This window comes from Tolypothrix sp. PCC 7712 (assembly GCF_025860405.1).
In the GTDB taxonomy this organism is placed as follows: Bacteria; Cyanobacteriota; Cyanobacteriia; order Cyanobacteriales; family Nostocaceae; genus Aulosira; species Aulosira diplosiphon.
This window is the reverse complement of sequence record NZ_CP063785.1, coordinates 2,472,870-2,499,450: the sequence shown is the minus strand read 5'-3', so window position 1 is coordinate 2,499,450 and position 26,581 is coordinate 2,472,870. Positions and strand designations below refer to the sequence as shown.

General features: G+C 41.2%; 25 protein-coding genes. 14 read left to right on the top strand and 11 right to left on the bottom strand.

Going from position 1 to position 26,581, the window contains the following annotated elements; translation table 11 throughout:
* The first annotated feature begins 119 nt into the window (after positions 1 to 119).
* Complete coding sequence (locus HGR01_RS10225; protein ID WP_045872948.1) at positions 120 to 5,150, top strand: WD-40 repeat-containing protein; 5,031 nt, start codon at positions 120 to 122, stop codon at positions 5,148 to 5,150.
* 7 nt (positions 5,151 to 5,157) lie between these two features.
* Here HGR01_RS10225 and HGR01_RS10220 read toward each other — a convergent pair whose 3' ends face one another.
* Complete coding sequence (locus HGR01_RS10220; RefSeq protein ID WP_045872949.1) at positions 5,158 to 5,508, bottom strand: hypothetical protein; 351 nt, start codon at positions 5,506 to 5,508, stop codon at positions 5,158 to 5,160.
* Between the two features lie 985 nt (positions 5,509 to 6,493).
* Between HGR01_RS10220 and HGR01_RS10215 the strand changes: the two genes are divergently transcribed.
* The 4 genes from HGR01_RS10215 (at position 6,494) to HGR01_RS10200 (ending at position 10,481) form a co-directional block, all read left to right on the top strand.
* A complete protein-coding gene (locus HGR01_RS10215) occupies positions 6,494 to 7,327 on the top strand; it encodes a photosystem II manganese-stabilizing polypeptide (RefSeq protein WP_045872950.1) in 834 nt (277 codons plus the stop codon).
* A gap of 1,083 nt (positions 7,328 to 8,410) precedes the next feature.
* Positions 8,411 to 9,187, top strand: a complete 777-nt coding sequence (locus tag HGR01_RS10210; protein ID WP_045872951.1) for an RNA polymerase sigma factor SigF — start codon at positions 8,411 to 8,413, stop codon at positions 9,185 to 9,187.
* A 163-nt stretch (positions 9,188 to 9,350) separates the two neighbouring features.
* The gene (locus tag HGR01_RS10205; RefSeq protein WP_045872952.1) at positions 9,351 to 10,205 is read left to right on the top strand and encodes a hypothetical protein; all 855 of its coding nucleotides are present in this window, start codon (positions 9,351 to 9,353) and stop codon (positions 10,203 to 10,205) included.
* Between the two features lie 30 nt (positions 10,206 to 10,235).
* Entirely contained in the window at positions 10,236 to 10,481 is a 246-nt protein-coding gene (locus HGR01_RS10200) for a hypothetical protein (protein WP_045872953.1), read from the top strand.
* Between the two features lie 238 nt (positions 10,482 to 10,719).
* On the opposite strand, the gene HGR01_RS10195 is transcribed toward HGR01_RS10200, so the two are convergent.
* Positions 10,720 to 11,340 carry a Uma2 family endonuclease gene (locus HGR01_RS10195; RefSeq protein WP_045872954.1) on the bottom strand — a complete coding sequence of 207 codons (621 nt, stop codon included), beginning with the start codon at positions 11,338 to 11,340 and terminating at the stop codon, positions 10,720 to 10,722.
* A gap of 338 nt (positions 11,341 to 11,678) precedes the next feature.
* Here HGR01_RS10195 and HGR01_RS10190 point away from each other — a divergent pair, with 338 nt between their 5' ends.
* Together HGR01_RS10190 and HGR01_RS10185 are read left to right on the top strand one after the other, a co-directional pair.
* The gene (locus HGR01_RS10190) at positions 11,679 to 14,504 is read left to right on the top strand and encodes a hypothetical protein (protein WP_045872955.1); all 2,826 of its coding nucleotides are present in this window, start codon (positions 11,679 to 11,681) and stop codon (positions 14,502 to 14,504) included.
* Between the two features lie 112 nt (positions 14,505 to 14,616).
* Complete coding sequence (locus tag HGR01_RS10185) at positions 14,617 to 14,757, top strand: photosystem I reaction center subunit VIII (RefSeq protein WP_045872956.1); 141 nt, start codon at positions 14,617 to 14,619, stop codon at positions 14,755 to 14,757.
* A 183-nt stretch (positions 14,758 to 14,940) separates the two neighbouring features.
* Here HGR01_RS10185 and HGR01_RS10180 read toward each other — a convergent pair whose 3' ends face one another.
* The 6 genes from HGR01_RS10180 to HGR01_RS10155 all read right to left on the bottom strand — a co-directional run bounded on the left by HGR01_RS10180 (position 14,941) and on the right by HGR01_RS10155 (position 17,259).
* The gene (locus HGR01_RS10180; protein ID WP_013190555.1) at positions 14,941 to 15,060 is read right to left on the bottom strand and encodes a photosystem II reaction center protein J; all 120 of its coding nucleotides are present in this window, start codon (positions 15,058 to 15,060) and stop codon (positions 14,941 to 14,943) included.
* A gap of 71 nt (positions 15,061 to 15,131) precedes the next feature.
* Positions 15,132 to 15,251: a photosystem II reaction center protein L gene (locus tag HGR01_RS10175; protein ID WP_071989460.1), complete on the bottom strand. Its 120-nt coding sequence runs from the start codon at positions 15,249 to 15,251 to the stop codon at positions 15,132 to 15,134.
* 9 nt (positions 15,252 to 15,260) lie between these two features.
* Positions 15,261 to 15,398, bottom strand: coding sequence for a cytochrome b559 subunit beta (gene psbF, locus HGR01_RS10170; protein ID WP_015115279.1), 138 nt, complete (start codon positions 15,396 to 15,398; stop codon positions 15,261 to 15,263).
* A 9-nt stretch (positions 15,399 to 15,407) separates the two neighbouring features.
* Positions 15,408 to 15,656: a cytochrome b559 subunit alpha gene (psbE, locus tag HGR01_RS10165; protein WP_045872957.1), complete on the bottom strand. Its 249-nt coding sequence runs from the start codon at positions 15,654 to 15,656 to the stop codon at positions 15,408 to 15,410.
* Positions 15,657 to 15,774: 118 nt separating this feature from the next.
* On the bottom strand, positions 15,775 to 16,797 hold the full coding sequence (locus HGR01_RS10160; RefSeq protein WP_045872958.1) for a photosynthesis system II assembly factor Ycf48: 1,023 nt from the start codon (positions 16,795 to 16,797) through the stop codon (positions 15,775 to 15,777).
* Between the two features lie 117 nt (positions 16,798 to 16,914).
* On the bottom strand, positions 16,915 to 17,259 hold the full coding sequence (locus HGR01_RS10155) for a rubredoxin (protein ID WP_045872959.1): 345 nt from the start codon (positions 17,257 to 17,259) through the stop codon (positions 16,915 to 16,917).
* A 196-nt stretch (positions 17,260 to 17,455) separates the two neighbouring features.
* On the opposite strand from HGR01_RS10155, the gene ndhC reads away from it, so the two are divergent.
* From ndhC to HGR01_RS10130, 5 genes are all read left to right on the top strand, one after another.
* Positions 17,456 to 17,818, top strand: a complete 363-nt coding sequence (gene ndhC / locus HGR01_RS10150) for a photosynthetic/respiratory NAD(P)H-quinone oxidoreductase subunit C (protein WP_045872960.1) — start codon at positions 17,456 to 17,458, stop codon at positions 17,816 to 17,818.
* Positions 17,809 to 18,546, top strand: a complete 738-nt coding sequence (gene ndhK / locus HGR01_RS10145) for a photosynthetic/respiratory NAD(P)H-quinone oxidoreductase subunit K (protein WP_045872961.1) — start codon at positions 17,809 to 17,811, stop codon at positions 18,544 to 18,546. The genes ndhC and ndhK overlap by 10 nt, the downstream gene beginning before the upstream one ends.
* Positions 18,539 to 19,063, top strand: coding sequence for an NAD(P)H-quinone oxidoreductase subunit J (locus HGR01_RS10140; RefSeq protein WP_045872962.1), 525 nt, complete (start codon positions 18,539 to 18,541; stop codon positions 19,061 to 19,063). The genes ndhK and HGR01_RS10140 overlap by 8 nt, the downstream gene beginning before the upstream one ends.
* 222 nt (positions 19,064 to 19,285) lie before the next feature.
* Entirely contained in the window at positions 19,286 to 20,572 is a 1,287-nt protein-coding gene (locus HGR01_RS10135) for an ATP-binding protein (RefSeq protein WP_045872963.1), read from the top strand.
* On the top strand, positions 20,572 to 22,200 hold the full coding sequence (locus tag HGR01_RS10130) for a tetratricopeptide repeat protein (RefSeq protein WP_045872964.1): 1,629 nt from the start codon (positions 20,572 to 20,574) through the stop codon (positions 22,198 to 22,200). Before HGR01_RS10135 ends, HGR01_RS10130 begins: the two co-directional genes overlap by 1 nt.
* 20 nt (positions 22,201 to 22,220) lie before the next feature.
* Here the strand turns inward: HGR01_RS10130 and HGR01_RS10125 are convergent, their stop codons facing one another.
* Positions 22,221 to 22,598, bottom strand: a complete 378-nt coding sequence (locus HGR01_RS10125; RefSeq protein WP_045872965.1) for a hypothetical protein — start codon at positions 22,596 to 22,598, stop codon at positions 22,221 to 22,223.
* Between the two features lie 462 nt (positions 22,599 to 23,060).
* On the opposite strand from HGR01_RS10125, the gene glgP reads away from it, so the two are divergent.
* Complete coding sequence (gene glgP, locus HGR01_RS10120; protein WP_045872966.1) at positions 23,061 to 25,274, top strand: alpha-glucan family phosphorylase; 2,214 nt, start codon at positions 23,061 to 23,063, stop codon at positions 25,272 to 25,274.
* On the opposite strand, the gene HGR01_RS10115 is transcribed toward glgP, so the two are convergent.
* Positions 25,234 to 25,485 carry a hypothetical protein gene (locus HGR01_RS10115; RefSeq protein WP_155539510.1) on the bottom strand — a complete coding sequence of 84 codons (252 nt, stop codon included), beginning with the start codon at positions 25,483 to 25,485 and terminating at the stop codon, positions 25,234 to 25,236. The genes glgP and HGR01_RS10115 overlap by 41 nt on opposite strands.
* On the bottom strand, positions 25,482 to 25,775 hold the full coding sequence (locus HGR01_RS10110) for a monooxygenase family protein (RefSeq protein ID WP_228045319.1): 294 nt from the start codon (positions 25,773 to 25,775) through the stop codon (positions 25,482 to 25,484). The genes HGR01_RS10115 and HGR01_RS10110 overlap by 4 nt, the downstream gene beginning before the upstream one ends.
* 255 nt (positions 25,776 to 26,030) lie before the next feature.
* On the opposite strand from HGR01_RS10110, the gene HGR01_RS10105 reads away from it, so the two are divergent.
* Positions 26,031 to 26,573, top strand: a complete 543-nt coding sequence (locus HGR01_RS10105; RefSeq protein ID WP_045872967.1) for a PadR family transcriptional regulator — start codon at positions 26,031 to 26,033, stop codon at positions 26,571 to 26,573.
* Positions 26,574 to 26,581 lie beyond the last annotated feature (8 nt).

The following is a 26,581-nucleotide window of genomic DNA, read 5'->3' as shown; positions in this document are numbered from 1 at the left end:
CTATGGGAATCACTCCTTCACTATATTTTTCACAAAATGCAAAACCAGTATCAAAAAATATTCTTGCTGCTGCTTGATGTGTAATTTCATATTTTTCCTATATAGCCCGGTTTTTATTTATGACAAAGTGGCAATTCACAGCAGCTATAGTTAATGACAATCAACATGCTCTGCAAAGGATGATTCGGGCAATCAATCTCTCTAAAGGTCAATTTGCCCTAATTTTAGTCCGGTGTAACTATGGGCAATTACGAGAGCAAATGTTGGGTAATCTCCGCTTGCTGACTAAAGACATCAATATTAGAGAGATATTTCTCCAGCCATCAACTAATGCTTTACATACTCAAATAATTACAGAGCTATTTTTAGATCATCCTGTAGTTGTCAAAGATACTTTGCCATCGGCTGTGATGGTTTTCGGACTAGAGTCAATTATTGCTCTAGATAATTTTCTGGCTGGTGTCAACCAAGCACGAGATATTTATGCAGCTACTTTTCCCTTCCCATTAATATTTTGGCTACAAGATGAAGTAGCTTCTATGCTGTCAAGATTAGCGCCAGATTTCAAAAGCTGGGCAGCAACTACCATCAAATTTGAACTAGCACAAGAATATTTAATTGCCTTAATCCGTCAGGAAACAGATTCTCTATTTGCTAAAGTTCTAGAAGCAGGTGCGGATAGATTTTTATCTAATGATGCTCTTGATTTAGCGCCAAAATCACAAAATCGTCGAGAAATTGAATCAGCTCGTAACGATTTGCTGCGTTTATATGGTGTGAAATTAGATCCTGAATTAGAGGCAAGTTTAGAATTTGTCTTGGGACGTGATGAATATGCCAACGATCAAATTGATGATGCTTTAGCTCATTATCAAAAAAGCTTAGAGCTATGGCAACAGGTAGGTTCAGGTGAGAGTGGATTTAGGGATTTAGAAGAGAATGTAGAAGTCTATTGCCCTTATCCGCCAATGCTACCATCCCCACCACTTCTAAGACAGGCTGTGGTGATATTTCACATCGGTTTGTGCTATCGACGTATGGCAGACTTATACCAAGGTGCCGATAGTAAGTACTGGCAAGATGCGCTTTTGTGGTTTACAAAATGCTTGGAGGTATTGGAAGAGGCACAAAGACAAGACTTAGTTGCTAAATTCATTTTACCAGCTTGTGAAATGCTACAACGCTTACAAAGTTGGGAAGAATTAGAGCAATTAGCGAAAAAATCGTTGCGTTTGCATGAAACTTATGCCAATCCAGCACAAGTAGCGCAAGATTACGCTTTTCTGGCAGATGTGGCGGCTTCAGAGTCAAACTGGGTATTAGCCCATGAATTAGCCAATACAGCACTTTCTATTGCTGAATTAGCGACAGAAGTATCACGCAGGCAAGAAAGTTGGTATCTTTTATTGCTAGCACGTACACAGCGACATTTGGGAGAATGGCAAGAAGCTATCAATAACCTGGAATGGGCAAGAGTCGTTTGTGAGCTACAGTATGAGCCATTGCTGTATTTAGAAATTTTAGAGGAGTTGCGATCGCTCTACTTTGATGAGCGTCATGACTATACAGAAGCCTTTATTCTCAAGCAAGAAAAAATTCAAATCGAACATCAGTATCGTTTTCGTGCCTTCATTGGGGCCAGCCAATTACAACCACAACGCTATAGAATTAACCCAGTTTTAGCGGCACAAAAAATACCATTTATTCCTGAAGAAGTTGCCCAAGAAATAGCTGCTTCTGGAAGACAACAAGATGTTAATCGTTTAATTGAAAGGATTACACGTGCTGATTACAAACTCACAGTCATTCATGGTCCATCTGGTGTAGGTAAAAGTTCTATTCTCAAAGCTGGTTTAGTACCAGCTTTAACGGGAAAAGCTATTGGTGAACGTATTGCTTTACCTATAGTTTTATCGGTGTATACAGATTGGGTGACAGCATTAGGACGCAATCTCAATCAAGTACTAGCACAGTCAGAAATATTTACTGCTGGAGAAATTACACCTACTATACTTATTGAAAAACTACGTTTAGTTTCTGAACGTAATCATACGATAGTCATTATTTTTGATCAGTTTGAAGAATTCTTCTTTATCAGTACATCTCCTGAGAAAAAAATCCAATTTTATAAATTTTTCAGTGAGTGTTTAAATATTGGCTATGTCAAAATAATTTTGGCAATTCGCGAAGATTATTTACATTATTTATTAGAATTTGAGCGGTTGAGCAAAGAAAATAGTGATGGTTTATATGATTTAGGTGTAATTAATAAAAATATTTTAGATAAAGATATTCGCTATTATTTAGGAAATTTTGATAGCGATGATGCCATTAATATCATTAAAAGTCTAACTCAACGCTCACATTATGAAATTACCGAAGAATTAATTCATCAGTTAGTCAAGGATTTAGCAGGAGAAATTAACGAAGTACATCCGATTGAACTACAAATAGTTGGCGCTCAACTGCAAGCAGAAAATATTACGACACTCGCACAATATAACCTTTGTGGTGGTTCGGCAAAATTAGTGGAGCGCTGGCTGGAGGAAGTGATCAAAGATTGTGGGGAAGAAAACGAAGCGCTGAGTTGGAAATTATTATTTGAATTAACAGATGAAAAAGGGACTAGACCCCTCAAAACCAAAGCTGATTTAGCGGTTGCCCTGGAAAAGAATCAAAACGCAATATCTAATTTTAATTCAGAGTGGGAATTTATTTTAGAAATTTTGGTGGGGTCAGGCTTAGTATTACGAGAACCAGAAGAATTAGGCGATCGCTACCAGTTGGTTCATGATTATTTAGTTGAACCGATCCGCCAAAAAAACGACTATGGCATGGTTGCTGAATTAGAAAAAGTCAGATCGGAAAAAAATCGTGCTGAAGTAGCGCAAAAACTCTCTCAAAAGCAACTGAATTTAGTGTTACAACGGCGACTGCGAGAAGCACGTCTAGCAGGTGTGGCCTTGGCAGCAATGGCAGGGACAATAGCAGTCTTATGGTGGCAGGCAGATTTACAAAAAAGAGCAGCCGAGCGGCAAGCATTAAGAGCGGAACGCAGCGAAACAAATTTCAAAATCAGCGCGATCGCAGCTTCTAGTGAAGCCTTATTTGCTTCTAATAAAGAGTTTGATGCTCTATTAGAAGGTTTGCGGGCGTGGAGACGACTCAAACAAGCAGACGATAGCATTCAAGCAGATACGAAGATGCGAGTTGTAACGGCCCTGCAACAGGCTGTTTATGGCATCAAAGAGAAAAATCGCTTAGAGGGGCACGAAGATATCGTCTGGGGTGTGACTTTTAGCCCTGATGGTCAATTGTTGGCTTCAGGTAGTACAGATAAGACAGTAAAGTTGTGGCGACCTGACGGAACTTTACTACAAACTCTCAAAGGCCATAGTGATGGTGTTACTAGCATAAGTTTTAGTCCAAATGGTCAGACCTTAGCTTCCGCTAGTCTGGATAAAACCGTGCAAATCTGGCAGAGAAATGCGGATACAGGCTTGTTTGACTTACAGCCATATAAAACTCTACAAGGGCATGGGGAATCGGTTTATAGCGTCAGTTTTAGTCCAGATGGTGAGACATTAGCTACTGGTAGTAAGGACGCAACAATTAAGCTCTGGCGTAAGGATGGTACTTTATTAAAAATTCTCAGGGGACATCAAGGATGGGTTAATTGGGTAACCTTCAGTCCAGATGGAAAATTTATTGCTTCTGCAAGTGAAGACAAAACTGTCAAAATTTGGCGACGAGATGGCAGTTTAGTTACCACCTTGCAGGGGCATCGCAAGGGTGTAACTGCTGTAGCTTTCAGCCCCAATGGGCAAGTATTGGTGTCTGGTGGTAGAGATCAGACCATACAACTTTGGCGCAGAGAGCGTAATAGTAACAAAAACAGCTTTGATTTTCGTCCCAGCAAAACCTTACTGGAGCATCACAAGACAATTTGGAGCCTGAATTTCAGTTCCGATAGTCAAAAATTCGCTTCTGGCAGTGACGATAACACAATCAATCTCTGGAGTGTCACAGGCACTCTACTAAATACTTTTAAGGGACACAGCGATACTGTTGCTAGTGTCGCTTTCAGCCCAGATAACAAACTGCTAGCATCAGCTAGTTATGATAAAAGCGTCAAGTTGTGGCGTTTAGATGACTCAACTATACCCATCCTCAAAGGTCATACAAGTAGAGTTTTAAGCGTAGTTTGGAGTCCAGATGGTCAAATGTTGGCTTCTGGCAGCAAAGATCACACGGTTAAACTTTGGAAACGTGAGACTAGAAATGGAAAGGTAGAAACTAAACTCTACAAAACTCTGCTGGGCCACACAGATAAAGTTCCCAGTGTGAGTTTTGATCCCTTAGGTGAAATATTAGCATCAGCCAGTTACGACAAAACTGTCAAACTTTGGCGGCGTGATGGGACTTTAATCAAGACGCTACAGGGGCATACTGATAGCGTGATGAGCGTCAATTTTAGTCCAGACGGACAGTTGTTAGCCTCAGCCAGTAAAGATAAGACAGTGAAACTTTGGCATCGTGATGGCCGCTTGCTGACAACTTTAGTAGGACATAACGGTTGGGTGAATAGTGTCAATTTCAGCCCGGACGGTCAGCTTTTAGCAACTGCGAGTGACGACAAAACCATCAAACTCTGGCGCAGGGATGGAACTTTGTTGAAAACTTTTTCGCCTCAAGACAGCTGGGTTTTGGGTGTCAGCTTTAGCCCCACTGACCAGTTATTAGCTTCTGCTAGTTGGGATAATACTGTGAAGTTATGGCGGCGAGATGGGAAGTTATTGAAAACTATGTTAAAAGGCTATAGCGATAGCGTTAACGCTGTTACCTTCAGCCCCAATGGAGAATTACTTGCTGCTGCCAGCTGGGATAAAACAGTCAAACTCTGGAGCCGTGAGGGTAAACTAATTAAAACCCTCACTGGACATCAGAGTGCTGTATTAAGTGTCAGCTTTAGTCCTGATGGTCAAACATTGGCTTCTGCTAGTGATGACAACACGATCATGTTGTGGAATTTAAATCTTAATGACCTGCTGGTTCGTGGTTGCAGCTGGGTTGATGATTACCTCCAGCACAACCATAATGTTGATCCACGCGATCGCTGGCTTTGCGATGGCTTTACCAACAGCAAATAACCAAAATTTACCAACCACAGGAGCGATCGCTGTTGATTACACCGTCGCTATTCTCCTCATGAGCATCTTTTACCAAGTTTGCTAAAAAGGCTTGTATTCTCATACGCTCAATGTAAGGCCAGCCTCCCTCAGATTCAATATCTTTGAGCAATGAGTAGAGTTGCTGACGGTTTTCAGGTAAAGTTGCTTGAAAAGCTCCATCCCGAATCTCGCGGTGTAATTGTTCTAACTGCCGTAGTAAAGCTAAAAGCGCGATCGCATCTCCTTCGCAACTTTTTGCTGCCTCATACACCGTATTGGAAATTATTTGTAGTTTAGAAGACAAATTCTCTGCTTCTAAGCTTCTGTCGTTGCTCATGCCAGCTTTTCCGTATAAATTAAGGCCTACTCAAATTTACCCAACATTTTTGGCTTTCTATTGGCTAGCATTGTTAGATCTTCTCAATTGGCTTTGAGAAGGTTGTTGAGGATTGCTGCTTTTTGGTTATCCAGCCTTAACTGATGGAAAAGTGCTGAGTTGTGAGGGGTGAGTAAAATCCCCAATGGGAAACATCGGAAAACATAAATTATCCGATTTCACTAAGTCAATAACTATGTTTCCTGCCACTACTCTTTCGTTACCCAGTCTGACATTAAATCTTACCACCTAGGAGAGCAGCTACAGCCAGATCTTGTGTCTCCTCATTGAACATCTAGCAAGATCAGGCATCGCTTCTAGAACAACGCAATGACCGTTGCTACAGCCTACACGTGAGCTAAATCTGCTCCTGATATTCTGGGTTAATACGAGAGTGCTTTGATTTTGAGTTTCAAAAAATCGTATGATCTGGCTGATTTCCCTATTTAAACAATGGGCTGTATGTAGTGGCGACACATACATAATACAGAACGATTAAAGCGATGCCACTTTTGCCATACGCTAGAGGAAAGTACGAAGAGAATCTTGCTCTTCGTGTCCTCAGAGGCAAGCGCTGATGCCGCTCTGTGTCAGGGCACAATCATTGATGCGCCCAAACTCTACCAAATGCCGACAATAGTAAAACTGCTGGTTTTTGCCCGTTTTGGGCCACACATCCGTAATGGATGCAGTGTACTAGCTAGCCTGGGGTTTCTATCCCAGAGTCAAAAGAGCGACACGTTTAAATACGTTTAGCAAACATAAGTTTGAGCGGTAATTACCTAACCCTACTCGTAGGGAAGGAACTGTGCCGAACCGGAAACGGAAGGGCATAAGAGTAAACTGCCGTCAATGCCCCTAATATTAGGGCGATTTCTCACCAGAGATCGAAACTTAAGTGCAGTTTTACAACGTTAGATATTAATTTTTGAAATTGAGGTTGATCATGAGGTATCGCGCTTTAATTGTTGCATTCTTGGCTTTGTGCCTAGGGTTAATAACTGCTTGTAGTGATGGTTCCTCTGCTAGTAGTAGAGACATACTTACATACGAACAAATTCGCGGCACTGGTTTGGCTAACAAGTGCCCTCAATTGGCAGAAACAAGCCGTGGTTCCATTCCCTTGGATTCTAGCCAGTCCTACACCATTAAAGAACTTTGCTTAGAACCAACTAATTTCTTTGTCAAAGAAGAACCAGCTAATAAACGCCAAGAAGCAGAATTTGTTGCTGGTAAGCTGCTAACTAGGTATACATCGACTATTGACCAGGTGCAAGGCGATCTGACAATCAATTCAGACAGCAGCTTGACATTTGCAGAAAAAGATGGTTTGGACTTTCAAGCTATCACTGTGCAACTCCCTGGTGGTGAGCGAGTACCTTTCCTGTTTACTATCAAGAACTTAGTTGCTCAAACACAACCTGGTTCAATCAGCTTGAATACTTCTACAGATTTTGAAGGCACATTCAAAGTACCTTCATATCGTGGTGCTGCTTTCTTAGATCCCAAAGGACGGGGTGTTGTTAGTGGTTATGATAACGCTGTAGCTCTGCCTGCCCAAGCGGATGATGATGAACTGACTCGCACTAACGTTAAGCGTGCTGAAAGTCTGAGCGGCAAAATCTCTTTGCAAGTAGCTAAAGTTGATAACTCTACTGGTGAAATTGCAGGTACTTTCGATAGTGAACAGCCATCTGATACTGATTTAGGCGCTGGTGAACCTAAAGAAGTGAAGATTCGTGGTCTTTTCTATGCTCGAGTTGAACCCAACAGAGGCTAAGTTAGCTTGAGTACCGCAAATTACGGGCACTCAGATAGTCACAACAATTCTGTATGCATTAGGCTTGAATGCAAAATTTAATTCACATACTCCTTTGATTTAAGGGGGTATGTGTTTTTTTTGCAAATCGGCTAATCTCTATATTTTTTATTTACTGGCGTAGGCAAAGATAGCGCAAGAAGGCTTTTGCGATTTGGCTGATTGATGAAATTATATAGAGAAGTTACTTTTTGGGCACTTATTGTCTCAATACTTGTCGGTTAAGGGGGAAAAGGGGAATGGGAAAAGGGAAAGAAAAAACTTTGAAGCTTTAACCTTTGACCTTTTCCCCACAACCAATTTTGATTTCAAAACGCTTAACCGAGTAGTATTGCTTATTGTCTCTGTTCAATACAGCGCTATTTGCGATTTTTAAATTTAAACTTCAATTACAATTAGGCTTAATTTATTCAAAAATTTATCATAATTTATAAAATTTTTATATTTGGAACTTTTCATTTCAAATTTGAATACGAAATTTAAAATCTTCAAAGTGCATTTTTAAATTTTTATAATCAACCGAACCAATCCAAAATCTCATTTTTGATAAAAACTCTAATCGATGTTAACTAATTAATCGTTAATAACAAGTACGTATATTTTTGCCTATATATTTAGCAAACTTGAAATAATGATGATTTTGGTAGCTAATGTCGTATTTTTACTGAGCCAATCAAGGTTAAAAAATCCAAGTTCATCATCAGATAATCAAAGTTTTTGTCTACCATCTAACCTGATACTTAATAACCAAAGTTAGGTACAATCTCGGTTTGAAAAACAATAGAAAGTTTTATATTTTGTGTCTATATAGTTTTTTGGCTCTAGGTAATACCAAAGCTAGATAACAGACAAAATACCAAATATGCTTGTTTGCACTTAGCTCGATTGTTTACCCATCCGAGATTCTCTCATAACAAATTTGTTATGTGTCATAAATCTACTGGGTAATTTAGTTTGATATTTACTTTCATATCGCTCAATCGCATCTAAATTTACAAGCAATTACTTAACGCTTTATTTGCTTTGCTCAATAAACTCGGTGCTATGCCTACCACTGTCACCACTGAACTGAAGCATGAAACCTGGCAATTGTTGCGAGAATATCAGCAATCGCGCTCAGAAACCGTTCGCAATCAGCTAGTTAAACTCAATTTTGGACTAGTGAGAAGGGAAGCTCACTATTGGATGAATCAATGCCATGAAAACTATGAAGACTTACTCCAAGTCGGCTGTTTAGGTTTAATTAAAGCAATTGAGAAATTTGAAATTTCTAAAGGACATGCTTTTAGTTCCTTTACTGTTCCTTATATTCGCGGTGAAATTCAACATTACCTCCGAGATAAAGGTGTAACTGTACGCATTCCCCGACGCTACTTAGCACTGCAACAGCAAGCGATAGGAGTTTCGCGTTCTTTGCGCGCACAATATAATCGCCAACCTACTGACTCTGAACTAGCAGCTGCACTAGAAATTTCCCCTAATGAATGGCAGGAAATTAAATTAGCATGGATTAATCGTGCGCCTTTGAGCTTGGATGTACCAATACAAGATGGAGAAGAAGGTTCTACAAGCCTAGGAGAATTAGTTCCAGATCCTCACTATCGCAGTTTTCAATTAGCGCAAGAAGATCAAATTCGTCTACAACAAGCGTTGGTTCAGTTGGAACAGCGCACCCGTGATGTTTTGGAATGTGTATTTTTACATGATTTGACACAAAAACAAGTGGCAGAACATTTAGGGATTAGTGTAGTCACGGTTTCCCGGAGAGTCAAGAAAGGGCTGGACTTGTTGAAAAAGCTTATGGGTGTGGTAGACGAGTAACTAGCAAATATTCACTCCGCATTTATGCTGTACTGACAGTATAAAAATAACCAGGCAATTGTAAAAAATTAGGTTATAACGGGAACAGACTTAGTCTTTAATACAAATTTAAGGCTGGTTAATTTTCCTAAACAAATTTTCCTATAGCTTTTGAGAACGGCTAATGGATAGAAAAAATTTCACAATCGCAGGTGCAGCCATTTTAGCGTTGGCGATCGCTGGATGTACCACAGAAGAAACACCACAAGCTACTAATCCTAGCCCGGTTGCCAAACCAGCACTCAAATCGCCACCAGCTACGCAAACTTTTAATAATCCTCTCGTCCCTGGAAAACAGGTCTCAAAAGTTGCCGCCGCAACTTATAGTCCTGCTTCTACTTTGATTCAACCTACTAATGCTACAGAGCGGTTAGTGTTGGTATCAAAAGGACGAACAGACCCGTTTGCGGAAATTATTGCACAAGGAGGTAATAGCATACTTCCTAGCGGACAAGGAAGACCTGTTCCTAATTTACCGCCTCTGCCTATTCCTAAACCGCCAGCAGTAACAGTAGCAGTAACAACAACACCTAGGAGTGCAGTTAAAGCAATTACTAGCAAACCACGAAAAATACAAATCCAAAAAACTGCTGCCATTCCTAAGCTAATTCCTGTTTTGCCAAAAGTTCTGCCGCCAGTACTTCCTAGCCCAAATCTCGTATCTGTATTACCTAAACCACCAGAACCTGATTTAGCAAAGTCAGTTTTTGTAACTGGTGTAGTTTTAATTGGTAAACAACTACAGGCGATTATTAAAGTCCCAAATGAGCCAACAAGTCGCTATGTGCAAGCTGGACAGCGACTAGCCAATGGGATTTTAATTAAGCGTATTGAAATGAATGAAGGCTCCAATCCTATTGTGATTGTGGAACAATATGGAATTGAAGTTGCCAGAATGGTGGGAGATGCACCTACCAACTCAGCAACACCAACTACGAATCCTGGTGGAAATCCTGGTTCGCAGACAACGCCATCTTAACAATCTTGTTGCTGTCGGAGCTTCATTACAATGGAGACGAAGGAAAAAATTGAATTTGCTGGTTTGCCTTTAGCTGTCTATCGAGAAATAGCGGCTCATTTGCGTCAAGTTGAAGGGGTAGAAGTAGGTTTGATACCTCAGTCGTCTCTACAGTTTGATTATTATCAAAGTCAAATTGAAGGTTTATGGATTTCTTGGGTTTCCAACCCTAAGTCTTCAAGCCGGCACCGTGTTCAGCAAATTTTGGCTTACTATCGAAGTCTTTATAATGTTTGATGATTTCAACTAAGAAGTCGTCCTCAGTAACTGTGTACATTAGGACACATGAAAAAGAAAATATGGACTAGAGATTAGGGACTAGGCAAGATTATTTCCTGCCTAGTTCCCAGTCTCTAGTCTTTATTTTTAAATTAGTTTTTTTTGAAAATAACTATCCCATAGATAAAGCAGAAAATTGCTATAAAAAACTATAGTTAGCAAAGTATAGCTTCAAAATTAATGACGAATAAAAAAACTACAGCAAACTTGCTGGAAAAATTTGGTTTGGAGTCAGATTTAACTCTGGAAATGTTTGACAGATAATACGCTCGCTATCTTGAAACTTACTGATTTGATATTCTCCATCAACCAAGTTACAGACAGAGATTGTTGGTCTTTTGGGGTTACCAATAAAATTACGTCCACCTAAAGCTGCATAATCTATAATCCAGTATTCGGGAATTCCCATCTCCTCATAATCGGCATATTTTAAGTAGTAATCGTCCCGCCAATTGCTTGATACAACCTCGATTACCAACGGTATCGATGCACCTAAACTCACGGTAGATTCTTTTTTCCACAAAGGTTCATTGGCTAGATTGGCACTGTTTAGCACCAAAACGTCTGGAAAATAACCAGAATCTTTTTCAGGTGGTCTGACTATAGCTTGGTTGGGGATAACATAGGGGAGGTCTAAGCGATCAAACTCAACTGTTACTTTTCTAGCTATAAAACCCTTTACTTCTTCATGTTCTCCTACTGGTTGTGCCATTTCTACAATATTTCCATTGTGTAATTCGTAGCGTACCCCTGAGTTTTCAGGTAGCCAATCGACAAATTCCTCAAAGGTTACTAGCTTAGTTATGGACTGAGTCATAGATAATGGAGAATTACTGCTCTGGAATTATTATCTCCAATCTAGGAGACTACGGACAACTTGAAGAGTCTGATACTTTAGTGTTTCCAGGATTAGTTTTAGCTCTAAATATGCCGAGAGAGGATTATAAAGGGTCATACTGGAAAAACAGTCTCAATTAATTGCTGGCCGTAATGTAAATTTTACTGATGATGATTTCACTGTGAAGAGTTACCTTTTAACAGTATCTTTATCAAAACATGGCCTAAGATTATGCAATTGTAAATTGCTGAGGTAAACTTGCAAGCAAGTAATGCAAAATATTACTCAGCTGGTCTGCGGTCTGGGCATCACTCACAATGGAACACTGGCAATTTCTGATACAGAGACAGGGCGATCGCGCTTGGCATACCCTGGAATCGCCAAAGGTAGAAATTATCGAAGGTCGGTATAGAGTTTTGGCTCGTTCTAACCGTCCTCATACGGATGTGGAAGTACGGGTAATTCACTCATCGACGCAAGAAGTCCCGCCCAAGCGGCGAATTCAGAAGCGATCGCGTCGCACTAATGCAGAAGGTTTAATGGCGGTAATTCCCTATACCTACTTCAAAGCGGGAATTTGGGAACTGCAATGCTCTGGCGACTTGATGTCGGATATTCTCGGCGGTCAATCTTGGCAATACAACCTCTATGTGCGGGTTTTATCTCAGCAAGCAGCTGAGGAAACTCAAGTATTAGATTCACCCCCAGAGTCTCTTCATATTCTTGTTAATGATGTTGCACCTGCTGTTCCTGAAGAGACAGCAACTAGCATTACAGCGCCAAAAACTGTTAATACTGCCCCAGCCACAATAACTACAATAGAAATTAGCCCTGCCAGAAGCGAAGTTTCAATTGAATATTTAGAAGATGCCATTATCGATCAGCCTGTCAGCCCAGTTTGGGTGAAGGGAGTAACGGCAGAGCAGATTTTACAAAACTTAATAGAATTAGCCTTACCTACCTCTGAGCCGCTTTTCGATGAGGAAATGTTGACAGATCCGCCAGCAACGCCAGGGTTACCACCTCTGTTGCTGAAGCTCGATCAGGAAACCTATGTTGCTCGTTGGGGGGGAAGTCTCGCAATTAATGGGCAATTAGAACTAAAACTAGAAAATGAAGAAGTTGAGATTCCTGAGAAACAAACTCTCTATTCTTTAGAATTAAAAATTGATTTACGCTCACCTCTCGGTTTAGAAACCTTACATCAGGTACGGCAAGCTTTACCTAACAAAGTGGTACCTTTTCATATCCCAGCGACAATTGATATTCCTGCTGATTGTGAATCTAAGTTAATTTTGGCGGATGTCAATTTATATGGTGCAGTTAATGAGGGTGGGGAAGTAGTTCCCTTAGCTAGCCAGTCTTTCACAATTACAGCAGATGTAAGCGAATTACTGGTCATCAAAGCCGAACTCACAGCCAAAAAACCAGAGATTGTCGAAGAAATACCTGCACCTGCAACCGCTGAGTCATCACCTGGTATTGATTTGTCACTGTTGAATTTAGTCAAAACGATCCAATCAGATGATTCTTTAACTCTTGGTGGGTTGGTGCCGAAATTTCTTCCCCCAGAAATTAAAACGCGATCGCCAAAAAAATCTGTAGAGTCTCATAGTGGGATTCAATTGCCGAATATGCCACCGTTACCTCCTATACCTGCTAAGGTGGCAGAATCTCTGACAGCAGAGCCGCCGAAACAAGAAGAAAGTCTCGACAAGGTTGATACGTTAGCCGCGATCAACATGGATGAGCTGGTAATTACAAATCGGCGATTACCCATAATGAGCGGTACATTTCCATTCTTGAAACCGTTACCAGCTTTACCCGGTGGTGAGGACGCAGTTCCATCAGATTCTCAGTCTCCAAAAACATCAACAGCGCTAGATGTCAATTTACCTGATCTGGAATTGAACGCTGAATTATTACGTAGCTATCCACAATCTCAAAATCAACCTGTTGTCGAAGAAACTGTACCACGTCGCTCTAAATTAATTGATGCCTATATTGCTGGTGTATCTACGCCAACTCGACCGGAGTTTGATGAGACAGTGGCAAAACCTGCTACACCTCATCCTCCTGAATTAATTAATGATACGGTTGCAGAAGTAGCTACACCAACTCGCCCAGGTTTTGATGATGCTGTTGTACAACCTGCTACCCTACCACCTCATGAATTAATTGAATTAATTAATGATGCTGTACAACCAACTACACCACCTGATGCGGAATTAATTGATGATGCAGTTGTGGAAACAGATACACCAACTCGTCCCAAATTAGTTATAGAGGGAAATCCATACTCATCTCCACTGATTACACAGTGGTTGCAAAGCCAAGGCTTCTCTTTACCCGAACCGATCCATCTGCTAGATCAAGATGATGAAATGGATGTTGTCGCACACCAGACAACACCCGATGAGCAAATTAGTGATGCTTTTAACCCTGAAAGCACTGATATTGAACTCAACTTGTCATTCAACTTAGATGCTGACATGGGAATATTTGCAGATGAGTTGGAGCTTGTTCAACAGGAGCTAGAGACAGCAGAAAATGTATCAGAAGTAGAGTTAACGCTACCAGTACCAGAGCCACCTCCCCCGCCACCACGTTATCCGAAGATACCCCTAGTTCGGGTTACAGAAGAAATTATTGTAGATGATACTTACATTGAGCCGGAAGAAGAGATAGTTCCGAGCGTTCCTGAAGAAGAAGAACAAGAGGAAGTACCATTAATAGCACCACCATCACCATTACCATTGATGGCTGTAGCAGTTGTTGAGCCTTTACCAATTCCGCAACTGTATTTACCAGAGGGAGAATTAATTGCTGGTACATCTGTACGGGTACGCATAGAACTACCTGAGGTACCACCAGAAGTTGTGGTGAAGTTATGGATTAAGGATTGCCAAACACGTTGGCTAATAGACGGCCCCTATATTCTCAAAGACTTACTACCAAACGCTTTGGGAGTATTGGAAGTGAAGACACAATTACATGTACCTTTTGGCTGCTTAGAAATGCGAGTAGAAGCGATCGCACTTAATTTAGAAACTCAACAAGAAAGTGACAAAATTTCCCTAACACGCTCTGTAATTCCTCCTGATTTGCCGAATTTGCAGCTAGATGAACTCTTAGGTATTTAGACATTCTCGCTAAATCAGGCTGTGTTAAAAATCTTTAGATTTTCAAAAATGGGACAGAATTTGCAGTAAGCTCATCTTGAATTGAAGTGTAATTCAACAGGAATAATTAGCTATGACAACTGAACTTTTTCCTTCAATCTTGGCTAGTACTTCTTACTTGCCTGCTCTGTTCGTTCCCATTATTGGTTGGGGTGTACCCATCGCAGTATTTGCGTTTTTGTTTATCTATATTGAACGCGAAGATATTGCTTAATTTGTGCTACAGCAATTAGTCAATAGTACTCCGATACTGGTAAACTATTGACCAAGGACAAATGACAAATCACAAATAATTAATACCGCCTATCTCTATGAGACGGGCGGTTTTTTTATGATGTTGATTTCTAAACAACTGCTAGAGAATCTACATTATTATGATATTCGGCTCCAGCTACTCTTAAAGTGAAGAACCGATTCCGGCATAGGCTCCGTAAAAGAAAATGCCGACAACTGTAATTACACCTAATCCTGCGATCGTAGCGACGACCCACAGGGGAATTCTCCCACTTCCTGACACAGCTTTTCTCCTCCCTTAACAACAAATCAACACAAGTTGAATAAACAAATGATTAACAAAGATTTTGCCAGTTAGTTAAAGAAGTAACTGGAAAACAGGATACCCAGAACAAAAATCAGTAGTAGTCCCAGGTACAGTGAAGTCCGGTTTAATTCAACCGGCTGATTATTGGGATTGGGCGTTCTTTCCATGAGTTGCTCCTAGCGTTGAATAAACTGCATTGCGGCGATCGCGCCCAAGAAGAAGACAGTAGGTACACCTAGGGTGTGAACCGCCAACCATCTAACTGTAAAGATGGGATAGGTAACTGGTTGATTGATGTTGTTGCCGCTAGTCATAATCTCAAACTACTTTCCGATATAAGTTTCTACTTGCTTTTTAGCTTCAAAACGGTTGTTCACAATGGGTACTTCTTGGCGTACTTGTGTGAAGTACTCGTTAGGGCGGGGTGTGCCAAAAACATCATATGCCAGTCCGGTGCTGACAAATAACCAACCAGCAATAAATAATGCTGGGATGGTGATGCTGTGAATTACCCAATAACGAATGCTGGTAATAATGTCCGAAAACGGACGTTCTCCAGTGGTACCTGACATTGATTTCCTACCTTCACAAAGACAGTTATTGAGTTTATTATCCTACAAAGTTTAGAAAGAGTTACAACTTGCAACGTCCTTCTCAGAAATCTGGATAATTACAGAGGCTAGTGTGACCTTAAGCTGGCTCTGCTGGGGACGCTGTGGCCACGTTGGGGTTATATTTCAGTAAAACGCCGCGATCGCCAATAATAAATCCTTGGTTGGGTTGGAAAAACACAATTTTGTAAAAGTTAGCAGCTACTGTTTCTACATCCCGGTCTTTTTCCCAAGTTTTACCACCATCAGGGCTGTGCAGTAAATTACCACTACCGCCACCTACCCAAATGTCATCCGGTGTGCGATAGGCTAAATCCAGTAAACCCCAACTAGTAGATAATTCGGGATTTTGTGCTTCTTGCCACTCCTCTGGTTTGGTGGGGTCGCTAAATTGCACTTGTCCACCCCGCGCCAGCATCCACATTTGCCCATTGTCAGCAAAGCCCATGTTCTCTACGCGGCGAGAACTATTGCGGTTATGGGGTACCCATGCATTTTGCCCTGGTTCCCAAGTGGAGTAGAAGCTACCTTTAGCAGAAACCGCAACATATTTACCATCAGTAGAACGTTCTAAGTTACGTACCACACCAACAGCTGCTTCTACTTGCGCTTTCCAGTTTTTACCACCGTCTTTGGTTTGATAAATTGCGCCTACATCCGTAGCCATCTCAGCAGTATCTGCCCCTAATGCACTGATACTAATGGGATTACCAGGTAATTTTTCACTCAGGGGAATGCGTGACCAAGAACGGCCTTCATCTGTAGTATGCAGTAGCAAACCAGGCTCGCCAGCAATCCAACCTTCTTTACCTGCAAAACTAACAGAATCAAAGCGATACCTAGCGTCATCCAGGGCTAGGTTTAAGGGTTTCCAACTATCTCCACCATCATTGGTTTCTAAAATGGTGGCATTGCTACCGACTATGTAGCCATGCTGAGGATTTTCTGTAAAAGCAATATCAAACAGCTTTGCTTCTGTGGGGACAGAAATAACTGCCCAGGGGTTATAGCTGGTAGAAGGAACTTTGCTACAACCTATACACATCAGGACAACTATCAATACGGCAAATATTCGTTGCCAACTTTTCAAAATTGCGTGCATCAGTATTTTTTATTTCTTAGTTGTTTCTAAATTTGTGTACGGGTTTGGGAAAAAGATTTACCAACCTCAAAATTGAGTGGTGGCTGCTAAATACCGAGACTGGGCAACAAATAGTATCTATTGTAACCCGTAGAGACTGAGAAAAAATAAGAAAGCTAGTGCTAAAGCACCGAAAATCAGCAGGTTTTTTTGGGTTGGTGTCAAGGTGTTGACACCTAAGCCATAACCAAGATTTTCGCGAAAGCCTGATGCTTGACCTGCTGGGCCGATGTTGGTGAAAGCTTGCTTCTTTGCACTACATACGGGACAGCGCCAATTTACAGGCAGTTCTGCGAAGGGTCTTCCAGGGGGAATTTCATATTTGTCATCTCCCTTCTCAGGTTCATAAATGTAACCGCAGGAGCGACACTCATAGCGGTCTAATACTTGAGTTTCAACAGCTTGTTCGCTTTGTTCGCTCATTGCTTAGGCCTCGCAGAGGGGCAAATATTAAATATACGTTACAAATTATGACATAACTGTTAGATTTTTCTATCACAACTAAAAACGAATCAAATACCTTCAGAGCTTCTGTTTCCCAGATTTCAGAAATGCCTAAAAGATATAATGTAAAAGAAAGTTACGGCGTTATTTACACCATAAGCGGTAGATATCCATTGTGTTTGTTCTCAGCGGTTACGAGTACCTTCTAGGCTTTCTCATTATCTGTAGCCTAGTGCCTGCCCTGGCGCTCTCAGCGTCCAAGCTCCTACGACCCAGCGGCAAAAGTGCGGAACGGCGCACCACCTATGAATCCGGGATGGAACCCATTGGCGGAGCCTGGATTCAGTTCAACATTCGCTACTATATGTTTGCGCTGGTCTTTGTCGTCTTTGATGTGGAGACTGTGTTTTTGTATCCTTGGGCGGTAGCTTTCCACCGTCTAGGGCTATTGGCATTCATTGAAGCGCTAATTTTTATTGCAATTCTTGTAATCGCCTTAGTTTACGCATGGCGTAAAGGAGCTTTGGAATGGTCTTGAATTCTAATTTACCAACTCAGGACAAAGAACGCATCATCAACCCTATTGAGCGTCCCACTGTCACTCAAGACCTTTCAGAAAACGTGATTCTGACTACGGTTGATGACCTTTACAACTGGGCGCGGCTTTCTAGTTTGTGGCCGTTGCTATTCGGTACGGCTTGCTGCTTTATTGAGTTTGCAGCTTTAATTGGCTCTCGGTTTGACTTTGACCGCTTTGGGTTAATTCCCCGTTCCAGCCCGCGCCAAGCCGATTTAATTATTACGGCTGGCACAATCACCATGAAGATGGCACCGCAATTGGTACGTCTTTATGAGCAAATGCCTGAGCCAAAGTATGTAATTGCGATGGGAGCTTGTACAATCACAGGCGGGATGTTTAGCGTTGATTCCCCCACGGCTGTGCGTGGAGTTGATAAACTCATTCCTGTAGATGTGTATTTGCCTGGTTGTCCGCCGCGTCCAGAAGCGATTATTGACGCAATTATTAAGCTGCGGAAGAAGATAGCTAACGATTCCATCCAAGAACGGGATCAAATTAAGCAAACCCACCGCTATTACAGCACAACTCACAATCTGAAGCCTGTGGCGGAAATTTTGACTGGTAAGTATATGCAGTCAGATACTCGCTTTACACCACCTAAGGAATTGGCGGAAGCGATTGGTTTACCAGTTCCACCAGCTTTATTGACATCCCAGAAACAGAAGGAGGAAACAAACCGTGGCTGATGAAGAATCTAAGCCAGTACCAGCAGAAGATTCACTGGTAAAAGCCGGTAAAGTTTCTCAATGGTTGAGCGAAAATGGCTTCGACCATGAGGTTTTGGCACCAGATGTTAACGGAGTAGAAATACTCAAGGTGGAACGAGATTTCTTACTTCCCACCGCTACAGCTTTGTATGCTTACGGGTTTAATTGTCTCCAGTTCCAAGGTGGTGTTGACCTCGGCCCTGGGCAAGAGTTGGTGAGTGTATATCACTTAATTAAAGTAGGTGATAATAGCGATCGCCCTGAAGAAGTACGATTGAAGGTGTTCCTCCCACGGGAAAACCCCACAGTGCCTTCAGTCTACTGGATTTGGAAGACCGCAGACTGGCAAGAGCGCGAGTCTTATGATATGTTCGGCATTGTCTATGAAGGACACCCCAACCTGAAGCGGATTTTAATGCCTGAAGATTGGGTAGGTTGGCCTTTGCGGAAGGATTACATCTCGCCTGATTTCTACGAGTTGCAAGACGCTTATTAGACAGTGTTGATTGCTGAGTGTCAGCAGTGAGAAGTGTGATATCTCATCCCTAACCCCTCTCCGGCGGCGGAGAGGGGTATTGTTTTTTTGGGGTTAGAATGGAAGAAGATGAGATTTTCTGTTTACGCTAGAAATGTAGAGAGATGGTAAACAGATTTTTGAGTTAGGGCTAGGTAGGCATTAATATAAATAGGCAGTAAAAATATTATTTTGTCAAAGCCAATGTCTAGCGAATTACAAGAATCTTTTAAGCAAGCATATAACAATCTCGAATTATTTCCCTTACTGGAAAAGAAGGAAACAGATAATTTTAGAGTTGATTATGGTAATGATTCTATAGAGAAGTTAATTCAATACATTGAATATAGTCCTAATGGTGATGCGAAGATTGTATTTACTGGACATCGGGGATGCGGTAAATCTTCTTTATTAGCTGAATTAAGTAGACAAATTAAAGATAATTATTTTGTAGTTGTATTTTCGATTGCTGACAGTATTGAAATGTCGGCTGTTAATCATATTAATATTTTGTTTGCGATCGCGCTTGATTTAATGTTTGAGGCGGAAGCACGTAAAGTAGAAATCCCTAACACTACTAAAGCTCAAATCTACGGGTGGTTTGCAACTCGCACTCGGACTACAGAGGTAGAGCTAGGAGGTGGGCTGGAAGTTGGTTTTAATTTACTCAAATTTATTAAAGCTCAATTAAAAGCTGATGCCAAAGTTAGAGAAGAAATTAAACAGGAATTTGAAGGCAAAATATCTGATTTAGTTGCTCGGATTAATGAAATTGCAGCCTTGATTCAAGTAGCTACTAAAAAAGAAACTATAGTGATCATTGATGACTTAGATAAACTAGATTTAGCAAGAGTCAATGAAATTTATGGCAACAATATTAAATCTCTGTTTCAACCGAATATTCGGATTATTTATACTGTCCCTATTGCGGTAATGTGCAATACTTTTCTTTGGGAAATTATTAAAGCAGAAAGTAACTACAGAATTGTGGTGATGCCTGTAATAAAAATTTTTACAAAGGGTGAGAATCGCTTGCCTGATGGTAAGCCGCGACGGGAAGCAACAGATATTTTATGTGAAATATTACAAAAACGAATTTCTAGTGAATTAATAGACAAATCAGCTACAGAGAAGATTGTTATTTACAGTGGTGGAGTGTTGCGGGAGTTGATTCGTCTGGCTAATGTATGTTGCCTTATTTGTTTACGACTGATTAGGCGTAAACCAGAAGAAAGAATTGTAATTGATGACCAAGTTATAGAACAAGCAATTAAAGAAATTCGGAATGAACTTTCTCTGCGCTTAGGAAAAGAAGATTTGAGAATTTTGGCAACTACTTATCATAATTTTGAGCCTGAAGATGTCAAGCAGTCAGAGTTTTTAGAATTACTGCATGGATTGTATATATTGGAATATCGTAATGATGAGACTTGGTATGATATTCACCCCATTCTTGTAGAAACTTTGAGACGTAGGGGGATGATTAATTAATGATGAATGAAGATTTACTGACAGATGATGACAACAGAGATGCTTATGATTCTTTAACTATTTCTATTGAGGCTAAAGCCAATCGGTTAAATTTGCTAATTGCTGTATGTGATGATGCTAGTTTTCGGGATGAAATTATTGCTGAGTATGAAGCAGAATTACAGCCGGAAATCCGTTGTTATCGGGTGACATTGGCAAGGGATGAGCCGAGTTTGACGGCTGCTATTTCTCAATTAGTCAGAAGTGAAGAGTATTTGCAGCAAAATCAACCAGCAGTAATTACGGTGACTGGTGCAGAACAGCTTCATTTTCTGAAACTGGGCAAGGAACGTTCGGAACAAGAGGTTTTTTTCGGTTATTTACAGTGGACTAGGGAAGCTTTGAGGGCATTTCCTTTTGCCATTGTCTTGTGGGTGACTAATCAAATATTAGTTGAGTTAATTAAAAAAGCCCCTGATTTTTGGAGTTGGCGCAATGGTGTTTTTCGGTTTGTGTCTAGAAGAAAAAATACTGTTGCTGGTAGAGATTTAGAAGCGATTCGTTTTGCTTTCCGGGATAATGAAATTTCTGGTTTTGATGATGACAATGATTATTTGTTGCCTATAGAAGATTTACAAGGGTTTATTCAAAATTTAGAACAGCGTGGTGTTAAGGATGTAAATTTAGCGACTTTATACTTTAGCTTAGGAGATATTTATAGAAAAAGACTCGACCGGGGTGAGTGTCAAGATTATAAGAAAGAGCAAGAATTAGGCATTGAGTATTTAAGCAAAGCTGTAGAATTGCAAAAAGAATTAGGTTTAGAGAGAGATTTAGCTACCAGCCTCAACAATTTAGCATTACTTTACGATTATCAAGGCAGATACAGCGAAGTCGAACCCCTGTACCAAAAATCTTTAGAACTAAGGCGACTCTTGTTGGGTGAAGAACATCCAGCTGTTGCTGCTAGCCTCAATAACCTAGCATTACTCTATGAATCCCAAGGCAGATACAGCGAAGCCGAACCTCTGTATCAAAAATCTTTAGAACTAAGGCAACGCTTGCTGGGTGAAGAACATCCAGATGTTGCTACTAGCTTCAATAATCTGGCTGCACTCTACTACTACCAAGGAAAATACAGCGAAGCCGAACCCCTGTATCAAAAATCTTTAGAACTAAGGCAACGCTTGCTGGGTGAAGAACATCCAGATGTTGCTGCTAGCCTCAATAATCTGGCTGTACTCTACAAATCCCAAGGAAGATACAGCGAAGCCAAACCCCTGTACTTGCAAGCTTTGTCACTCAAGCGACGCTTGCTGGGTGAAGAACATCCAGATGTTGCTGCTAGCCTCAATAATCTGGCTACACTCTATGAATCCCAAGGAAAATACAGCGAAGCCGAACCCCTGTACCAGCAAGCTTTGTCACTCATGCGACGCTTGCTAGGTGACAAACATCCAGATGTTGCTGCTAGCCTCAACAATCTGGCTACACTCTACAAATCCCAAGGAAAATACAGCGAAGCCGAACCCCTGTATCTGCAAGCTTTAGATATTTGTGAGCAGACTTTAGGGATAAATCATCCCAATACTATTACTGTGCGTGACAATTTAGCATTTCTTAGCGATCGCCTCGCCTCAGAAAAGTAAAATTTAAGTTCTCAGCCTCATCAATCAAGCTTTAATCTCCAAGTTTCGTGTTCTGAACTCAAAGTTTCCTGTTCCAAACGAGAATGTTTCAGTTCCAATTGAGAATTTTCGTGTTTTAAACGAGAACGTTCTTGTTCCAAACGAGAATGTTCCTGTTCTAAAGGTGAATGATGGGGTTGTGAAGGCGATCGCTTGACTTTAGAACGAGAATATTCTTGTTCTGGGGTGGAATGATGGAGTTGTAAAGGCGATCGCTTGACTTTGGAACGAGAAATTTCCTGTTTTGAGGTGGAATGATGAGATTGTGAAGGCGATCGCTTGACTTTGGAGTGCGAAGTTTTCTGTTTTGAAGTGCAATGATGGAGTTGTGAAGGCGATCGCTCGCAATCCAGTATCAAAATCCACTATTCACCTTCCGTATTTTTACAAAATGAATATATGTTCATTCATTGCGCCTTTAAAAGCCATTAGGTTGGCTATAAATCACAGTAAAATTACAGTTATTCTCGGTTCAAACTTATTTTTGTAAAGAACAGAGTCTATACAGATATTGACTTTCGGAATTAATTAACATTTTTTGTAGTGAATTATTGCAGTTTATAAATAAATGTTAAACATCAAATATTTTGTTTAAAAAAATGTGATTGAAATTGATATAAAAAAATCACAAAAACAGAGATAATTTTGTAATCGTAGAAACAATAAAAACCATTCACTAGAATTGTGTTTAATTTTTGAGTAACTGCTTCGACTTCCGGGAGAATTGATCGATGAAGTCGCCGTTGTAATCGAACTGAATAGCAGTTACGCGCAAGCAGATGTGAAGTGAACTAGGGAAAATAGCAGAGAACTGAGAATTTATGGCTAATAGTAGTGCAATGACCGCAGCGCTACGCTTAAGCGAAAAGTTACCTTTTCCGTTAAAGCGTTTGGCAGATTTGGCTTATAACTATTGGTGGAGTTGGAGTGGCGATCGCATTGCTCTATTCCAAACTATCGATCCCCAAGAATGGGAACGCTGTGGGCATAACCCAGTGGCGATTTTAGAATCAGCAAGTTATGAACGTCTCACCCAATTAGCAGAAGACCCTTTTTATCTGAAGCAAATCTCTGCCTTGGCAAAAGAGTTTGACCAATATCTGCTGCAAAAAGATACTTGGGTAAGCGGCGTTGCACCGCAACTTAGCAAAGACAATCCTATTGCTTATTTTTGTGCGGAATTTGGTATTCATGAATCCTTACCAGTCTACTCAGGTGGCTTAGGAATTCTGGCTGGGGATCACCTCAAATCATCTTCAGATTTGGGTGTACCAATGGTGGGTATAGGCTTGTTATATCGCCAAGGCTACTTTCGTCAACGCTTGAACCGTCACGGTTGGCAAGAAGATTATTATATTGATAACCCTTTCCAACACATGCCCATTGAGTTAGTAAAAACTCAAAATGGGGAACCGTTGATTATTCACCTAGATGTTCGTCAAAGGCAAGTAAAAGTCCAAATTTGGCAGGTACAAGTCGGGCGAGTAACTTTATATTTACTCGATAGCGATCGCGAAGACAATGACCCCATTGACCGTTGGCTAACTGGACACCTCTACGGCGGTAACTTAGAAACTCGTATCGCCCAAGAAGTAGTATTAGGCATTGGTGGTGTGCGTGCTTTGAATGCTTTAGGTATTCAACCATCTGTTTATCACCTCAACGAAGGACATGCCGCTTTCTGTACATTAGAAGTTGCTCGATTAGAAATCGAAAAGACTGGCAAATCTTTCTATGACATTGAAGCAGCGGTGCGGAATCGTTGTGTCTTTACCACCCACACCCCTGTTCCCGCCGGACATGATGTCTTCTCTCCAGATTTAATCGACTCCTACTTTGCTCAATACTGGCCGCAGTTGCGACTTTCCCGCGAGCAATTTTTGGCATTAGGTGCAAGGAGATTGGGTGATCCTTGGGAACCATTCGGAATGACGGTTTTAGCTTTGCGGATGACTCGTGCTTGCAATGGTGTAAGTGAATTACACGGTCAAGTTTCCCGCAAAATGTGGACTGTCCTCTATCCACAACATACAGAAGATAAGGTTCCTATTGGTTACATTACTAACGGTGTTCATGCACCTACCTGGACTGCGCCTTTATTAGGTGACTTGTACAATCAGTATTTGGGCGAAGATTGGAAAAATCGCGCCATGTTGCCGGAAATGTGGGCAAAAGTTGACGAGATTCCTGATGAAGAACTGTGGTGGCGACATCGCGTCCTCAAAGAAAGACTCATCGCTTACACCCGTTATAAAGTTAGGAAAGCCAGGGAACAACTGGGAGAAGATTACAACTTTATTGAATCTACTAATACCCTGCTTGATCCTGATGTGTTAACGATTGGATTCGCCCGCCGCTTTAGCCCATACAAACGGGGAGATTTAATTTTACGAGATGCAGAACGGGCGAAGAAGATTTTTAGCAATGCTCAAAATCCAGTCCAAATTATCTTCGCAGGAAAAGCTCACCCTGCGGATGAAGAAGGGAAGCGGATTATCCAACGATTGATGGAATGGTGCCGAAATTCCGGGCTGAGTAATCGAGTCGCCTTTATTGAAGATTACGACATTTACACCGGACAAAAACTCGTGCAAGGTGTGGATGTGTGGTTAAATAACCCCCGTCGTCCTCTAGAAGCATCAGGTACCAGTGGACAAAAAGTCTGCTTTAACGGTGGACTAAATTTAAGCGTCCTTGATGGTTGGTGGTGTGAAGGCTACAAAGCTGGAAGCGATGGTAAAGGGCTTAATGGTTGGGCTATCGGTGAAGATGCTCATACTAGTGATCAAGAATTACAGGATCGCATAGATTCTCAATCGCTTTATCAGCTATTAGAACAAGAAATTGTGCCTTTGTACTATAACCAAAATTCTCAAGGTGTTTCCTCGGGTTGGGTGCAGATGATGAAGACATCAATTAAAACCAATGCACCACTATTTAACACCGATAGGATGATTGCTGACTATGTTTCCCAGGTTTACGTCCCAGAAATTGCTAAGAGTGTAGAACCGATTTTGGCGAAGGTTCTAGTTTAGAAGTTTGGGTTTCCTGGTTAGATGATAGAGGTGGGTTAACCACCTCTTTTTTTTGAAAGCGGCGGGAAACTGTATTCTCTTTTGGGTTCGTAAGGTGCGCGCCTCGCCGCTTTGGGCATTGGGCATTGGGCATTGGTAATTTCTTCGCCATGCCCCATGCCCGATTCCCCATGCCCAAAAACTCCATCCCCTTGTGGGTGGAGTTTTTCATTTCGCTACACTTGGGTACAGCCTTGCCATTGCTTGAGGTTCATGGCTGTATTTGCCACTGTGCTGTGGTTGGTATGTCTCGTTATACAAACACAAACTGTTGGGATTTTTGCTGATAAACTGCATCATCCGCCGATGGGGTTCACCACGGAAGAACTGTTTCAAGTCATGGGCGGAACGCCAGTAGCTAACCATAATCACTTCGTTGGCGGAACAAATTCCCGCTTTAACTTGTACGCAACCTTCAGCTTTGGTAGTTGAACTACTTATCCAAAATAAATTTTTCCACATCCAGAAAAAGCCGATGCGTTGGCGTAGCCTCTCCTATGGAGAATCGCGCGCTATGATGCCGTTGACAAAGACAACAGCCTCGGGACTTTCGGGCAAATTAATTTGATAAATTGAATAACTCATTGCACTACCCTCTTGAGAGTTGTTGATGGTGTTGCTTTGTGTCAGCTAAATATTCAATTAATATATTATTCACTTAATTGAATATATATTCTAAGTTATATTCAACTAAGTGAATATGTCAACCCATTACCCATGTCTCTTACCTATGCCATTTTGTCGGTCTTAGTTAGCGCCCCTAGTAGCGGCTATGACCTTGCCAAGCGTTTTAACCCCTCGGTAGAAGGGTCGGTTGGTTTTTTCTGGAGTGCCAGTTTTCAACAGATTTATCGAGAACTGAACCGCTTAGAACAAAAGGAATGGCTGCAAGCTGAATCTGTACAGCAAGAAAATCGACCCGACAAACGGATATATAGTGTGACGGCGTTAGGTAAACAGCAGTTATGTGAGTGGATTGCTGAATCTGAGGAAATGGCACCCCTCAAAGATGAATTGCTGTTAAAACTTTATGCTGGGCATCTAGTACCGCAGCAAACGATAGTAGCCAAGCTGGAAGTGCATCGTCGGCAACATCAGCAGCGATTAGCAATCTATCAAGAAATTCAGAACCAGTACTTCCAGAATCCGCAAGATTTATCAAATACCCTCAAGTTCCAGTACATGACGTTGCTGAAAGGAATTCACTACGAAATGGGCTGGCTAGCTTGGTGTGACGAAATCATGATGTTGCTGAAGTAGGCGTTGTA